The following is a 13461-nucleotide window of genomic DNA, read 5'->3' on the forward strand; positions in this document are numbered from 1 at the left end:
CTGATCGCGGACGCACCGCGGCGCCCCAAGAAACGAAGACGAAACGACGACGAGGACACGCGCATGACTTTTTGGGCCCCTTCCGGCATCGGCGGATCGCTGCGCCGCGAAACGCATTACGGTGACCGGACGATGCTGTGCTTCGCCGACCGCCCGCCGACGCTGGCGGCGATGGTCGACGATCTGGTGACGAAATTCGGCGACCGCCCGGCGATCGTCGACGAGGACGCCACGCTGACCTATCGCGAACTCGACGACCTCGTCCGCCGGATCGCGGCGTCGCTGGCCGGCCTCGGCGTCACGGCGGGCGACCGGGTCGCGCTGTTTCTCGGCAATTGCCGGGAATTCGTCGCCTGCGCGCTGGCCTGCAACCGGATCGGCGCGCTGCTGGTGCCGATCGGGACGCGGCAGCGCAAGGCCGAGCTGGACTTCCTGCTCGGCAACAGCGGCGCCAAGGTGCTGGTGTTCGAGGCCGAACTCGCCGCGGAGATTCCGGAGGCCGTCGACGTCCCGACGCTGACGCATCGCTTCGCCGCGCATGGCGAGGCGGACGGCGCGCGGTCGTTCGACGATCTGCTGACGGCCGCACCCGCCGACGCACCTGTTGTGGCGATGCACGAGGACGACACCGCGGTGATCCTCTACACCTCGGGCACCACTGGCAAACCGAAGGGCGCCGAGCTGACGCATCTCAGCATCCTGCATTCGGCCTACGCCTTCGCCCGCGCGCATGAACTGACCGAACGCGACCGCGGCCTGGTCGCGGTGCCGCTGTCGCATGTCACCGGCCTGGTCGGCGTCACCTACGCCACGCTCGCCGCCGGCGGCTGCGTGGTGCTGATGCGGCAGGCGTTCAAGACCGCGGACTTCCTCGCGCTGGCGAGCCGCGAGAAGATCACCTGGTCGATCCTGGTGCCGGCGATCTACACGCTGGCGGCGATGCATCCGGAGTTCGACCGCTACGATCTGTCGGCGTGGCGGATCGGCTGCTTCGGCGGCGCGCCGATGCCGGTGCCGACCATCGAGATGCTGACGAAGCGGCTGCCGCAACTGCAACTGCGCAACGCCTATGGGGCGACCGAGACGACGTCGCCGACCACGATCATGCCGCAGGCCCATTGGCGCGATCACATGGACAGCGTCGGCCAGCCGATCCCCTATGCGCAGGTCCGCGTCGTCGACGCCGACGATCGCGAGGTCGCACCGGGCGAGCCCGGCGAGTTGCTGATCGCGGGGCCGATGGTGGTGCCGCGCTATTGGCAGCGGGAAGATGCCAACGCCAGGGAGTTCGTCGGCGGCTACTGGCGCAGCGGCGATATCGGTTCGATCGATGCCGACGGCTTCGTCCGGGTGTTCGACCGCAAGAAGGACATGATCAACCGCGGCGGCTTCAAGATCTTCTCGGCCGAGGTCGAGAACGTGATCTGCGGCATCGACGGCGTGCTGGAGACCGCGATCATCGGCACGCCGGATCCCGTGCTCGGCGAACGCGTCAACGCCATCGTGGTGACCAACGGGGATGCGCGGCTGAGCGAGCGCGACGTCGCCGCCTACTGCGCGGCGCGGATGTCGGACTACAAGGTGCCGGAAAGCATCATCATCCGTTCCGAGCCACTGCCGCGCAACGCCAACGGCAAGATCCAGAAGACGGTGCTGCGGGAGACGATTGCGGAGCGGGCGGCGAGCTACGCACGGGCCTAGTCGACGCAGGTTGTGCGCACCGACTCTCACCGCCACGGATCGTCATGCGCGGGCTTGACCCGCCTGCGGGGCCGTAGCCCCTTCGGCGCGGCGTAGGCCCGCGCATCCATATCTCTTGGAAAGAGGATGGATGCCGGGTCGAGCCCGGCAATGACGATTGTGATTGTTACTTCGTCCGCGCGCCCACAATCACCTCCGCCTCTCCGTCATTGCGAGGAGCGCAGCGACGAAGCAATTCAGCACGGCACGCGCGGCCTCTGGATTGCTTCGCTGCGCTCGCAATGACGGCACAACACCGCCTTCGCCCAGCCGCGGCGCAACCTCTCCCGCAGGCGGGAGAGGGAGCGCGCGGTGCTCGGCGCGCCCTCACCCCGGCCCTCTCCCGCAGGCGGGAGAGGGGGCGCGCTGTGCCTGGGGTCTCAACTCGTTACTTTGTAGCTTCCCGCCTGATCCGCACCTGCACATCGCGCGGCTTCGCCATGTAGGGCGCCGATGTCACCAACACCTGCGCGCCGGCCTGCGCGTAGTTCGCGGCGTTGGCGGCGTTGACGCCGCCGGCGGCGGCGATCACCGGGCGCAGCGGCGTCTCGGCGAGCCGCGCGACCAGCGCCGCGACATCGGCGGGCGCGAATTTCTCGAGCTGCAGCACGTCGAAGCCGGCCACCGCCGCAGCCAGCGCCGCGTCGATCGAGGACACTTCGGTGACCAGCTTCTTTTCCGGCACGGCGGAGCGCAGCCGCGCCACGGTGGCGCCCAGCGGCTCGTCGAGAAAGTCGCGATGTTCGGCGAACACCAGGATGGTTTCCGACAGGCCGAGCCGGTGCATGCCGGCGCCCCCGGCCTTCACCGCGGCGACCGCGAAGCGCTTGGTGCCGGGCGTGTTCTTGCGGGTGCAGGCGACGGCGATCGACGGCGACACCGCGCGCGCGGCCTCGACGATCTCGCGGGTGGCGGTCGCAACGCCGGACCAGATCTCGATCAGCGTCTGCGCCACCTTCCAGCCGCGCAGCAGGCCGGACGCCGCGCCGCGCGCAATCAGGATCGGCGCGCCGGGCGCGAGCCGGTCTCCGGACGCGGCGATCTGTTCGACCTCGCAGCCGCACAGACGCAGGATCGCCGCCGCATCCTCGGCCAGCGCCAGCACCATCGGGTCGCGCGCGGTGAACTCCATCACCCCGGCTTCTGCGCCGATGCCGAGCGACTCGGTGGTGAGGTCGCCATGCGGGACGTCGTCGTCGAGCAGGCGCTCCAGTTCGGTGGTGGTGGCCGCGGGCATCGGGTCATCCTTCAGGCGGGCAATGGAGGGGTCAGGACCATTCCCGGTCGCGACCGTTGTGTCTATGATTATACAACGCTGTCGGGTTTGCGACGGCGGTATCATGTCGCTCCACGGCGAATAAACCCGTCGGATCAACGTGCTGGCCGCTCCCCCGATGGTCGGAACGTCCGGCATGGAGATTGCTGATCTGCTATCAGCGGCGACCCGCCCCGCCGACCGAAGGACGCAGGCCATGACCGAGACCCCGCCCGAGGCAGACTCCCCGCGCATCGCCGCGATCGTCTATCGCGCCGAGGACGACGTCGACGGCCTGCTGGCGGCGTTCGCGTTCGACCGGCTGCGCGCCGGCGACCGGCTCGGCGGCGTGGTGCAGCGGAACGTCAAGGACGCGTCCGGCCGCAGGACCGACATGCAACTGATCGACCTGATGACCGGGCAGGCGATCGGCATCTCGCAGACGCTCGGCGGCGGCGCCGGATCGTGCAAGCTCGACGCCGCCGGGCTCGCGGAGTCGGCGCAGGCGGTGAGCCGCGCCGTCGCGGCCGAGGTCGCGCTCGTCGTCATCAACAAATTCTCCAAACAGGAGGCCACCGGCCACGGGCTGCGCAGCGAGTTCGCCGAGGCGATCGTCGCCGGGCGGCCGCTGCTGACCGCGGTGCCGGAGAAATGCGCCGAGGCCTGGCGCGACTTCATCGGCGATGGTGGCGCCGAACTGCCGTGCACGCGCGCCGCCGTCGAGGCGTGGTGGCGCGAGGCGAGTTCGGAGCGCACCGCAGCGCTCTGCGCGCAGGGCCGAACCGGCACCACCGACCGGCAGCCCGACGACCGTGACTGGCTGTGGCGAACGATCTGCTGAGGGAGCGAGCAAATGGCTGTTCTGGTGTTCTACGAAAAGCCCGGTTGCGTCGGCAACGCGTTGCAGAAGGCGTTGCTGGTCGCGTCGGGCCACGAGCTCGATGTGCGCAATCTGCTGAGCGAGACCTGGACGCCGGAGACGCTGCGGCCGTTCTTCGGCAGCAAGCCGCTGGCTGAATGGTTCAACGCGTCGTCGCCGAAAGTGAAAGCCGGCGCGATCGACTTTGCTGCACTGACGGAGGAGTCGGCGCTGGCGCTGATGATCGCCGACCCGCTGCTGATCCGCCGGCCGCTGCTGCAGGCCGGCGACCGCCGCGAGTCCGGCTTCGATCAGCCGACCGTCGACGCCTGGATCGGCCTCAAACACACCGACATTCCGGTGACCGATCGCTGCGCAATGGAGTAGTTCGCGGCGGGCCTACCGTTATTTCGGCTTCCAGCCGATCAGGTCGATCAGCGCCGACATCCCGACATGGCCGCTGCCTTCGGCGATTTCGCTGTCGTGCTCGCGGATGCTGAGATTGTCGAAATCGCCGAATGCGACTTCGAGCAGTTCGTGGGTGTAGAGATTGTCGGCGCGGCTCGGGCCGCCGGTCTTGTAGATCAGTTGCTTCGGCCGATAGCCCTCGATCAGCAGCAACCCGCCCGGCTTCAGCGCGTCGCGGATCGCCTGGAAGATTCGCGGGCGCTGCTCTGCCTCGACGAACTGGAAGAAGATCCCGGCGATCATATCGAAGCCGCCCGGCCAGTCCCAGCTCAGCAGATCGGCGGTCTGCGTCTCGATCGTGACGCCGCGCTCGGCGGCGAGCCGTTGCGCCTTGCCCTGCGCGGCCGGCGAGAAGTCGACCGACAGCACCGACAATCCGCACTCCGCCAGGAACACGCCGTTGCGGCCCTCGCCGTCGGCGATCGACAGCGCCCGCCCCTGCTTCGGCAGGATGTCCCGGCACGACGCCAGAAACGCGTTCGGCGCGGTGCCGAACACATAGTCCTCGACCGCGAACCGGCCTTCCCAGCGGTTGAATTCGTCCGATGCCATCAGCGTCCCGACTTTCCCATCACGCAAGCACGCAGCGCAGGCTAGGCCGCGCCGGCGGTCCGGCGCAATCCCCGATCCGTCGATGGCAGCCATCGGACGCGGCCGCGGTGACATCGTCACAGACGCTTTGGCGCGGCCATGCGAGCAACCGGGCGCAGAGGCGGAGGCCGCCGACGCCAATGGGAATGCCAGGGATGACCAACATCACCATCATCGGTTCGGGCTTCGCGGCGCTCACCGCGGCCCGCGCGCTGCGCAAGCGCAAGGTCGATGCGACGATCACGATGATCTCGCCGCGGCGCGAGCTGCATTTCCTGCCGAGCACGATCTGGATTCCGGCCGGCATCCGCAGCGGCGCGCGGCTGAGAGTGCCGCTGGCGCATTTCTTCCAAAAGCACCGGATCGATTTCGTCGAGGGCTCGGTGACGGGACTGAAGGACGGCGGCCGCGTCGTCGAGACCGATCGTGGCGACTATGCGAACGATCATCTGATCGTCGCCAGCGGCGCCCGCTTCATCCGCAAGCTGCCCGGCATCGAGCATGCGCTGATCCCGTGCGAGGGCATCGCGGTCGGCGAGGAGATCGGCCGGCGGCTCGACGCGATGAAGGGCGGCACCATCGCGGTCGGCTTCGCCACCAATCCGGACGAGCCCGGCGCGATGCGCGGCGGGCCGATGTTCGAGTTCCTGTTCATCATCGACACGCTGCTGCGCCAGCGCGGCAAGCGGCCGGGGTTCCAGATCGTGTTCTTCAGCCCAGCGGCACGGCCGGGCGCGCGGCTCGGCGAACGCGCCGTCGACGGCCTGCTGCGGGAGATGAAGGATCGCGGCATCGCCACGCAGCTCGGCCGCAAGATCCTGCGCATCGAGGAGCGAAAGGTCGTGCTCGACGGCGGCGGCGAGATCGACGCCGATCTGATCCTGTTCATGCCGGGCCTGACCGGCCCGGCATGGCTGGCGAATACCGAACTGCCGCTGTCGCCGGGCGGCATGATCAAGGCCGACGAATGCTGCCGCGTCGAGGGGCTGCCGAACGTCTGGGTGGCCGGCGACGCCGGGTCGTTCCCCGGCCCGGACTGGATGCCCAAGCAGGCGCATCAGGCCGACCTGCAGGCGCTCGCGGTGGCGGCGAACATCGCCGCGGTCGAGACCGGCGCCGAGCCCGCCACGCGGTTCAAGCCGGAGCTGGTGTGCATCGTCGACACGCTGGATTCCGGCATGCTGGTGTTCCGCAACGAGAAGTTCAATTTCGTCGGGCCGAAGATGAAGCTGTTCCACTGGCTGAAGCGGCTGTTCGAACGGCATTATCTGACGACGTTCCGCTGATGCAGCCCGCCGGGAGCCGATGATGGGTGTGAAAACGATATCGCCGATCGAGGCGCAGCGGTTGCTGGACGCCGGCGCGGTGCTGGTCGATGTCCGCGAGCGCCACGAGATCGAGCGCGAGCGCATCGACGGCGCGATCGAACTGCCGCTGACCGGCTTCAGGCACGGCGACCTGCACGACGCGCGCGGCCGCAAGGCGATCTTCTTCTGCCATTCCGGCGGCCGGACGCGGATGTATGCCGGCCAGATCGCCGCCAAGGCTAACGGAATCTGCGAGCCCTATGTGCTGGGCGGCGGCATTCTGGCGTGGCGCAAGGCCGGCTTCGACACCGTCAAAGGCCCGCAACCGCCGGGCCTGTTCAAGCGCCTGTTCGGCGGCAACACCGACTGATCGTCACCGCGATCCGGACTACCGGCGCGCGGAGGTCTTCTTCGCGGCGACCGCCTTGACCGGCCGCAGCACCGTGACCTTGGCCGCCTTGCTCCGCGGCTTGGCGCAGAAGATCGCGTGAAGCGCGAGAATCAGGCTGCGGACTTCCTCGCTCGCGAGCGAATAGAACACCTGCTGGCCGTCGCGACGGGTCTCCACCAGCCGCTCGCCGCGCAGCCGCGCGAGCTGCTGCGACACCGTCGGCTGACGCTCGTCCAGCGTCGCGGCGAGTTCCGACACCGACTTCTCGCCCTCGGCGAGCAGGCACAGCATCACCAGCCGCGACGGGTTCGACAAGGTCTTGAGAAATTCGCTGGCGACCCTCGCATTGTCGCGCAGATCGCTGGTGTCGACATCCCTCAGCCCATCGGTCGATGGCCTTCGGGCTCGCTTCGGCACGGACATCAAGTTCGCCTCTTGCAGGAATAGGGAGTTGGAAATTCACCGCTCGCAGGATAATCCGACGATCGATCCGATGTTGCAACACATTGTCGTCCGAGCAAGCCTGTTGTCGCGCCACCATGGCGCGTCATCGCGCCCCGCGCGCGACGGCCCGGCAGATTCACCCGCGAGAGACCATGCAGAATCCGGAAAGTCGCTTCTATCGGTCGCACGGGCTGCGGCTTCACTACGCCGACTGGGGCAACGACACCGCGCCGCCGCTGCTGCTGATCCATGGCGGCCGCGACCACGGCCGGAGCTGGGATCATCTGGCGCGGTCGCTGCGGCCGGACTTCCACGTCGTCGCGCCGGATCTGCGCGGCCACGGCGATTCCGACTGGACGCTGGGGGGCAGCTACAGCCTGCCGGAATATGTCTACGACCTGACGCGGCTGCCGGCGTTCGAAGGCCGCGGGCCGATCACGATCATCGGCCATTCGATGGGCGGCATGGTGAGCCTGATTTATGCCGGCGCCTTTCCGGAGCAGATCGCCAAGCTGGTGGTGCTCGACGGCGTCACCGTGCTGCCGAATGCCGCGAAGCCGCCGGTGCACGAGCGCACCCGCAAATGGATCGGCCAGCTCGAGGCGCTGGAACAGCGCGAGCCGCGGCGCTATCGCGACATCGCCGAGGCCGCGGCGCAGATGCAGGCGCACAACAAGCGGCTGGCGCCGGAGCTGGCGCTGCATCTCGCCACGTACGGCGTGAAGCAGAACGACGACGGCAGCTACTCCTGGAAGTTCGATCCGTATCAGCGGGTGATGGCGCCGCACCGGCTGTGGCCGGACGATCACGTCGCCTTGTGGGGCCGCATCGCCTGCCCGACGCTGCTGCTGTTCGCCGGCGAGAGCTTTCTCGGCGACGCGGCCGCCGCGGGCATCGCCGACTACTTCCCGCAGGCCCGCGCCGAAACCGTCGCCGGCGCCGGCCACTGGCTGCAGCACGACCGGCCCGACGAGGTGCTGCGGCTGATCCGCGAATTCCTGCTCGGATAGAGCGTTTCATCGATTGATCGAAGCGGTATGGCCCTTGCCAGATGCACTGCCCCCTCATCCTGAGGAGCCCGGCGAAGCCGGGCGTCTCGAAGGATGGGGCGACAGATGATGGCCGGCGGCGCATGGTTCGAGACGGCGCTTTCGCGCCTCCTCACCATGAGGTTGTGCCTGCGGCGACTTTTCGGGATCATGCTCTCAGCGGTCGGCAAAAATCCGGTAGCGCTGCGGCTGCAGGCCGATGCGGTCGCCGACCTTGAGCGAGTGATCGCGCGGCGCGTCGATCTCGACCAGCGTGTCGCCGCCGACGCCTTGCAGCACGATATCGGCGCGCTGCATCGGGCCGAACGCGCGCACCGACTTGACGGCGCCCTCGAACACGCCGCTGCCGCTCGGCCCGACCGCGACGTCGTGGCGGCGGACGAACAGCTTCGACGGGCCGGAGGCCGTGTCGGTCGGCGCGAGGTCGAGCACGCGATCGCCGAGCCGGACGCGACCATCCTGCACCTCGACCGGCAGCACGATGGACTCGCCGATGAAGCCGTGCACGAAGGCGGAGGCCGGGCGCTCGTAGACGTCGCCGGGCGAGCCGATCTGTTCGATCCGGCCCTTGTCCATCACCACCACGCGGTTGGCGACTTCGAGCGCCTCTTCCTGATCGTGGGTGACGAAGATCGAGGTGACGTGGATCTCCTCGTGCAGATTGCGCAGCCAGGCGCGTAGTTCCTTGCGCACCTTGGCGTCGAGCGCGCCGAACGGCTCGTCGAGCAGCAGGATGCGCGGCTCGATCGCCAGCGCACGGGCCAGCGCGATGCGCTGGCGCTGGCCGCCGGAGAGCTGGTTCGGATAGCGGTCGGCGAGCCAGCCGAGTTGGACGAGATCGAGCAGATCGCCGACCCGCTTCCTGATCTCCGCCTCGCTCTTGCGGATCTTGCGCGGCTGCACCCGCAGCCCGAAGGCGACGTTCTCGAACACGCTCATGTGCCGGAACAGCGCGTAGTGCTGGAACACGAAGCCGACATGGCGCTCGGCGGCGCCGCGCGCCAGCGCGTCCTCGCCGTCGAACGCGATCGAGCCGGCGTCGGGCCATTCCAGCCCGGCGATGATCCGCAGCAGCGTGGTCTTGCCGGAGCCGGACGGGCCGAGCAGCGCCATCAGCTCGCCGGTCTCGACCCGCAGGTCGACATTGTCGAGCGCGCGGAAGCTGCCGAATTCCTTGACGATATTGCGGACTTCAATGGTCATCGGTGTGCAGCCCTTCCTCGATACGGCCTTCCAGGATTGTCTTGACGATCAGCGTCACCAGCGCGAGCAGCGCCAGCAGCGAGGCGATCGCGAAGGCGGCGACCATCTGATACTCGTTGTAGAGAATTTCGACCAGCAGCGGCATGGTGTTGGTCTCGCCACGGATGTGACCCGACACCACCGACACCGCGCCGAACTCGCCCATCGCCCGCGCATTGCACAGCAGCACGCCGTACAAGAGGCCCCATTTGATGTTCGGCAGCGTCACCCGCCAGAACGTTCGCCAGCCGCTGGCGCCGAGCGAGATCGCGGCTTCCTCCTCGTGCTGGCCCTGCTCCTGCATCAGCGGGATCAGTTCGCGCGCGACGAACGGGAAGGTCACGAAGGTCGTCGCCAGCACGATCGCCGGCAGCGCGAACAGGATCCGCACGTCGTGGGCCATCAGCCACGGGCCGACGAAGCCCTGCGCGCCGAACAGCAGCACGAACACCAGGCCGGAGATCACCGGGCTGACCGAGAACGGCAGATCGATCAGCGTGATCAGCAGCGTCTTGCCGCGAAATTCGAACTTCGCGATCGCCCAGGCGGCGATCACGCCGAACACCAGGTTGAGCCCGACCGAGATCGCCGCCGCGACCAGCGTCAGCCGGATCGCCGCCAGCGCTTCTTGCTCGGCCAGCGCATCGAGATAGAACGAAACGCCCTTCGACAAGGCCTCCGAGAACACCAGGATCAGCGGCAGCACCACCAAGACGGTGAGAAAACTCACGGCGAAGCCGATGATCAGCAGGCGCACCCAGGCCGGCTCGCTGTGCGTCGGGCGCCGCGCCGAATGTCCCGTGCCGGCAGCGGCTGCTGCGGTGGCGGCGGCGGGCTTGCGGGCGGAGCGCCGCACCGGCGTGGTCGCGACCAGCGTCATCGCGTCACGCTCCGGCCAGCGACCGGGTCTGCGCCCAATGCTGCAGCCGGTTCAGAACGAGAATGATCAGGAAGGAGAAGATCAGCATCACCACCGCAATGGCGGTGGCGTCGGCATAGCGGAATTCCGACAGCCGGATCACGATCAGCAGCGGCGCGATCTCCGAGACGTTGGGCAGATTGCCGGCGATGAAGATCACCGAGCCGTATTCGCCGACGGCGCGGGCGAAGGCCAGCGCGAAGCCGGTCATCACCGCCGGCGCCAGCGACGGCAGGATGACGCGGCGGATGGTCTGCCAACGCGACGCGCCGAGCGATTCGGCGGCTTCCTCGATCTCGACATCGAGGTCGATCAGCACCGGCTGCACGGTGCGCACCACGAACGGAATCCCGATGAACACCATCGCCAGGAAAATCCCGAGCGGCGTGAACGCCACCTTGATGCCGAGTTCGGCGAGCGGCGCGCCGAGCCAGCCGTTCTGCGCGAACAGCGTCGTCAGCGCGATGCCGGCCACCGCGGTCGGCAGCGCGAACGGAATATCGACGATGGCGTCGAAGATCCGCCGGCCGGGGAAACGATAGCGCACCAGCGCCCAGACGATCAGCACCCCGGCGACGAGGTTGACGCAGGCGGCGGCGAAGGCCAGGCCGAACGAGATCTTCAACGCGTGCAACGTGCGCGGCGCCGTCACCGTCGCGAAGAATTCCGAGGGGCTGAGTTCGGCGGTCTTGACGAACAGCCCGGCCAGCGGAATCAGGATCATCAGCGACAGCCACATCAGGGTCAGGCCGATGGTGAGGCCGAACCCGGGCAGCGACCGTCGTCGTGCGATCGCGCTCACAGTGTCACCTGCGCGCCGTCATTGCGACCTGCGCCGTCATTGCGAGGAGGCAAAGCCGACGAAGCAATCCAGTCTCGGGCGTGAGGCTTCTGGATTGCTTCGCTCCGCTCGCAATGACGTGGGGAGGCGCTGAAGATCGCCCGCATAGGCTCAGACTCGTCGAGACGCCCCCTCACCCCACCCCTCTCCCCGCGGGGGAGAGGGAGCGCGCTGCCGTTGCTGCGAAGCATGTCACCCCCAATGAGCGATCGCGTTGCGACCCGCGCGCCGCTCAGTTCTTGTAGATCTTGTCGAACACGCCGCCTTCGGCGAAGTGCTCGGCCTGCGCCCTGGTCCAGCCGCCGAAGGTCTCGTCGATGGTGAACAGCTCGACCTTTGCGAACGAATCGGCGTGCTTCTTCGCCACCTCGGGATCGCGCGGACGATAGAAGTTCCGTGCGGCGATTTCCTGACCTTCCGGTGTGTACCAATACTTCAGATAGGCATCGGCCACCACCCTGGTGCCCTTCTTGTCGACCACGCTGTCGACAACCGCGATCGGCGGCTCGGCGAGAATCGACAGCGATGGTGCCACGATCTCGAACTTGTCCTTGCCGAATTCCTTGACCGCCAGGAACGCCTCGTTCTCCCAGGCCAGCAGCACGTCGCCGACGCCGCGCTGGACGAAAGTCATCGTCGCGCCGCGGGCGCCGGTGTCGAGCACCGGGACGTTCTTGTAGATGTTGCCGACGAATTCCCGCGCCTTGTCGTCCGAGCCGTATGTCTTCAATGCGTAGCCCCAGGCCGCCAGATAGTTCCAGCGCGCGCCCCCGGAGGTCTTCGGATTCGGCGTGACCACGCTGACGCCGGACTTGATCAGATCGTCCCAATCCCTGATGCCCTTCGGGTTGCCCTTGCGCACCAGGAACACGATGGTGGAGGTATAAGGCGAAGCGTTGTCCGGCAGCCGCTTCTGCCAATCTTTCGCCAGCAAGCCCTTGTTGGCGATCGCATCGATGTCGTAGGCCAGCGCGATGGTGACGACGTCGGCCTGCAAGCCGTCGATCACCGAGCGCGCCTGCGAGCCGGAGCCGCCATGCGACTGCTTGATCTGCACGGTCTTGCCGGCTTCCTGCTTGTAGGACGCGATGAACGCCTTGTTGAATTCGGCATAGAGCTCGCGGGTCGGATCGTACGACACGTTGAGCAGCGTCACGTCCGCGGCATGCGCGGAGCTCGCGACCAGAAGGCCGGCGAACAGAGCCATCATTCGGCGAAACATTTCAGATCTCCATGGACCGGACGACGCCGTCGTCGTCAGCGGCGGAGCTGCGAAACTCAGGAATAAACCCGATCAAGTCAACGAAACCGGATTTCAATGTTGGCGTCGTTGCGACAGCAATCTGCTACGACGTCTTCATCGTGTGAATGCCGCATTCCGTCTTGCCGCGGCCCTGCCAGCGGCCGGAGCGCGTATCCTGGTCCGAATCGGCGCGGCTGGTGCACGGCATGCAGCCGACCGACAGAAAGCCCGATGCCAGCAGCGGGTGCGGCGGCAGCCTGCCGAGCGCATAGATCGCGGCGATGTCCTCGCGCGACACGTTGGCGAACGGATTGAATTTGAGCCGGACGCCGTCGGCTTCGACCACCGGGATCTCGGCGCGCACGCCGCCCTGGAACCGCTTGCGGCCGTTGAGCCACGCATCGAACGGCGCCAGCGCGCGGCGCAGCGGCTCGACCTTGCGGATGAAACAGCACTGGTCCGGATCGGAGAACCACAGATCGCGCGCCGGATCGTCGCGGTCGAGATCGGCGTCAAGCGGCTTGATCGATCGGACGTCGGTGAGCCCCAACTGATCGATCAGCGTGTCGCGATAGGCCAGCGTCTCGGCGAACAGCCAGCCGGTGTCGAGAAACACCACCGGGATCGCCGGATCGACGTCGGCCATCACCTTCAGCAGCGCCGCCGATTCGGTGCCGAACGACGACACCAGCGCGAGCCTGTCGCGGCCGACCTCGCGCAGCGCCGCGGCGATGATCTCCGGCGGCGACGCGCTGCGCAGCGCCGCATCCAGATCGCGCGCGCGGATCTCGGACGGACTCGGTGATCGCGAAGACAGGGACTGCGCCAATTCACTCATGCTCGTTACGTCCTGATCGCCGCGGCAGCCATTCAAACAGCAAAACCGCGACTGCCGGTGCCGAATGATCCGAAGGAGGATTGACTAGAATTATTTTCTATCTAAGTATCTTGCAAGCCAGATTGATAGAAAATTATTCTTCCTATTGGCGGCTTTCTTGAGAGAAATTCTATCCCTTACCAGCCTGCGGCAGAGATGATCGTTCTCCTGATGATCAAGGCGACGTCCCGGCCGCGCCATCACGACCATCCCGGCGCAATCCGGGACTGCCATT

General features: G+C 67.4%; 14 protein-coding genes. 6 read left to right on the forward strand and 8 right to left on the reverse strand.

All coding sequences use genetic code 11. The annotated features are described in order from the left end of the window. Positions 1-63 precede the first annotated feature (63 nt). Positions 64-1701 (forward strand): class I adenylate-forming enzyme family protein, encoded by a 1638-nt coding sequence (locus SR870_RS15220; RefSeq protein ID WP_322514380.1) that lies wholly within the window; start codon positions 64-66, stop codon positions 1699-1701. 427 nt (positions 1702-2128) lie between these two features. On the opposite strand, the gene modD is transcribed toward SR870_RS15220, so the two are convergent. Then, positions 2129-2977: a ModD protein gene (gene modD, locus SR870_RS15225; protein ID WP_322514381.1), complete on the reverse strand. Its 849-nt coding sequence runs from the start codon at positions 2975-2977 to the stop codon at positions 2129-2131. A gap of 235 nt (positions 2978-3212) precedes the next feature. On the opposite strand from modD, the gene SR870_RS15230 reads away from it, so the two are divergent. Further along, positions 3213-3836 (forward strand): DUF2478 domain-containing protein, encoded by a 624-nt coding sequence (locus SR870_RS15230; RefSeq protein WP_322514382.1) that lies wholly within the window; start codon positions 3213-3215, stop codon positions 3834-3836. Positions 3837-3848: 12 nt separating this feature from the next. Beyond that, positions 3849-4241, forward strand: a complete 393-nt coding sequence (locus SR870_RS15235) for an ArsC/Spx/MgsR family protein (RefSeq protein ID WP_322514383.1) — start codon at positions 3849-3851, stop codon at positions 4239-4241. Between the two features lie 18 nt (positions 4242-4259). On the opposite strand, the gene SR870_RS15240 is transcribed toward SR870_RS15235, so the two are convergent. Continuing rightward, entirely contained in the window at positions 4260-4874 is a 615-nt protein-coding gene (locus tag SR870_RS15240; protein ID WP_322514384.1) for a class I SAM-dependent methyltransferase, read from the reverse strand. Positions 4875-5068: 194 nt separating this feature from the next. Between SR870_RS15240 and SR870_RS15245 the strand changes: the two genes are divergently transcribed. Both SR870_RS15245 and SR870_RS15250 read left to right on the forward strand, forming a co-directional pair. Then, positions 5069-6199 (forward strand): NAD(P)/FAD-dependent oxidoreductase, encoded by a 1131-nt coding sequence (locus tag SR870_RS15245; protein WP_322514385.1) that lies wholly within the window; start codon positions 5069-5071, stop codon positions 6197-6199. Between the two features lie 22 nt (positions 6200-6221). After that, positions 6222-6590: a rhodanese-like domain-containing protein gene (locus tag SR870_RS15250; protein ID WP_322514386.1), complete on the forward strand. Its 369-nt coding sequence runs from the start codon at positions 6222-6224 to the stop codon at positions 6588-6590. 18 nt (positions 6591-6608) lie between these two features. On the opposite strand, the gene SR870_RS15255 is transcribed toward SR870_RS15250, so the two are convergent. Then, positions 6609-7034, reverse strand: a complete 426-nt coding sequence (locus SR870_RS15255) for a metalloregulator ArsR/SmtB family transcription factor (RefSeq protein WP_322514387.1) — start codon at positions 7032-7034, stop codon at positions 6609-6611. Between the two features lie 173 nt (positions 7035-7207). Here SR870_RS15255 and SR870_RS15260 point away from each other — a divergent pair, with 173 nt between their 5' ends. Then, positions 7208-8065 (forward strand): alpha/beta hydrolase, encoded by an 858-nt coding sequence (locus SR870_RS15260; RefSeq protein WP_322514388.1) that lies wholly within the window; start codon positions 7208-7210, stop codon positions 8063-8065. 195 nt (positions 8066-8260) lie between these two features. On the opposite strand, the gene SR870_RS15265 is transcribed toward SR870_RS15260, so the two are convergent. The 5 genes from SR870_RS15265 to SR870_RS15285 form a co-directional block, all read right to left on the reverse strand. Further along, positions 8261-9307, reverse strand: a complete 1047-nt coding sequence (locus tag SR870_RS15265; RefSeq protein WP_322514389.1) for a sulfate ABC transporter ATP-binding protein — start codon at positions 9305-9307, stop codon at positions 8261-8263. Further along, positions 9297-10226, reverse strand: coding sequence for a sulfate ABC transporter permease subunit CysW (cysW, locus tag SR870_RS15270; protein ID WP_322514390.1), 930 nt, complete (start codon positions 10224-10226; stop codon positions 9297-9299). The genes SR870_RS15265 and cysW overlap by 11 nt, the downstream gene beginning before the upstream one ends. Positions 10227-10230: 4 nt before the next feature. Continuing rightward, a complete protein-coding gene (gene cysT, locus SR870_RS15275; protein ID WP_322514391.1) occupies positions 10231-11067 on the reverse strand; it encodes a sulfate ABC transporter permease subunit CysT in 837 nt (278 codons plus the stop codon). A gap of 271 nt (positions 11068-11338) precedes the next feature. Beyond that, positions 11339-12328: a sulfate ABC transporter substrate-binding protein gene (locus tag SR870_RS15280; protein WP_322514392.1), complete on the reverse strand. Its 990-nt coding sequence runs from the start codon at positions 12326-12328 to the stop codon at positions 11339-11341. Positions 12329-12452: 124 nt separating this feature from the next. Continuing rightward, a complete protein-coding gene (locus SR870_RS15285; protein ID WP_322514393.1) occupies positions 12453-13187 on the reverse strand; it encodes a phosphoadenylyl-sulfate reductase in 735 nt (244 codons plus the stop codon). Between the last annotated feature and the right edge of the window lie 274 nt (positions 13188-13461).

This window comes from Rhodopseudomonas palustris (assembly GCF_034479375.1).
Taxonomy (GTDB): Bacteria; Pseudomonadota; Alphaproteobacteria; order Rhizobiales; family Xanthobacteraceae; genus Rhodopseudomonas; species Rhodopseudomonas palustris_M.

Bases quoted from the DNA above. Each gene is read 5' to 3' on its own strand.
- SR870_RS15235 (WP_322514383.1), top strand. From the start codon at position 3,849: ATGGCTGTTCTGGTGTTCTACGAAAAGCCCGGTTGCGTCGGCAACGCG.
- cysW (WP_322514390.1), bottom strand. From the start codon at position 10,226: ATGACGCTGGTCGCGACCACGCCGGTGCGGCGCTCCGCCCGCAAGCCC.
- SR870_RS15230 (WP_322514382.1), top strand. From the start codon at position 3,213: ATGACCGAGACCCCGCCCGAGGCAGACTCCCCGCGCATCGCCGCGATC.
- modD (WP_322514381.1), bottom strand. From the start codon at position 2,977: ATGCCCGCGGCCACCACCACCGAACTGGAGCGCCTGCTCGACGACGAC.
- SR870_RS15255 (WP_322514387.1), bottom strand. From the start codon at position 7,034: ATGTCCGTGCCGAAGCGAGCCCGAAGGCCATCGACCGATGGGCTGAGG.
- SR870_RS15245 (WP_322514385.1), top strand. From the start codon at position 5,069: ATGACCAACATCACCATCATCGGTTCGGGCTTCGCGGCGCTCACCGCG.
- SR870_RS15220 (WP_322514380.1), top strand. From the start codon at position 64: ATGACTTTTTGGGCCCCTTCCGGCATCGGCGGATCGCTGCGCCGCGAA.
- SR870_RS15260 (WP_322514388.1), top strand. From the start codon at position 7,208: ATGCAGAATCCGGAAAGTCGCTTCTATCGGTCGCACGGGCTGCGGCTT.
- SR870_RS15285 (WP_322514393.1), bottom strand. From the start codon at position 13,187: ATGAGTGAATTGGCGCAGTCCCTGTCTTCGCGATCACCGAGTCCGTCC.
- SR870_RS15240 (WP_322514384.1), bottom strand. From the start codon at position 4,874: ATGGCATCGGACGAATTCAACCGCTGGGAAGGCCGGTTCGCGGTCGAG.
- SR870_RS15250 (WP_322514386.1), top strand. From the start codon at position 6,222: ATGGGTGTGAAAACGATATCGCCGATCGAGGCGCAGCGGTTGCTGGAC.
- SR870_RS15265 (WP_322514389.1), bottom strand. From the start codon at position 9,307: ATGACCATTGAAGTCCGCAATATCGTCAAGGAATTCGGCAGCTTCCGC.
- SR870_RS15280 (WP_322514392.1), bottom strand. From the start codon at position 12,328: ATGTTTCGCCGAATGATGGCTCTGTTCGCCGGCCTTCTGGTCGCGAGC.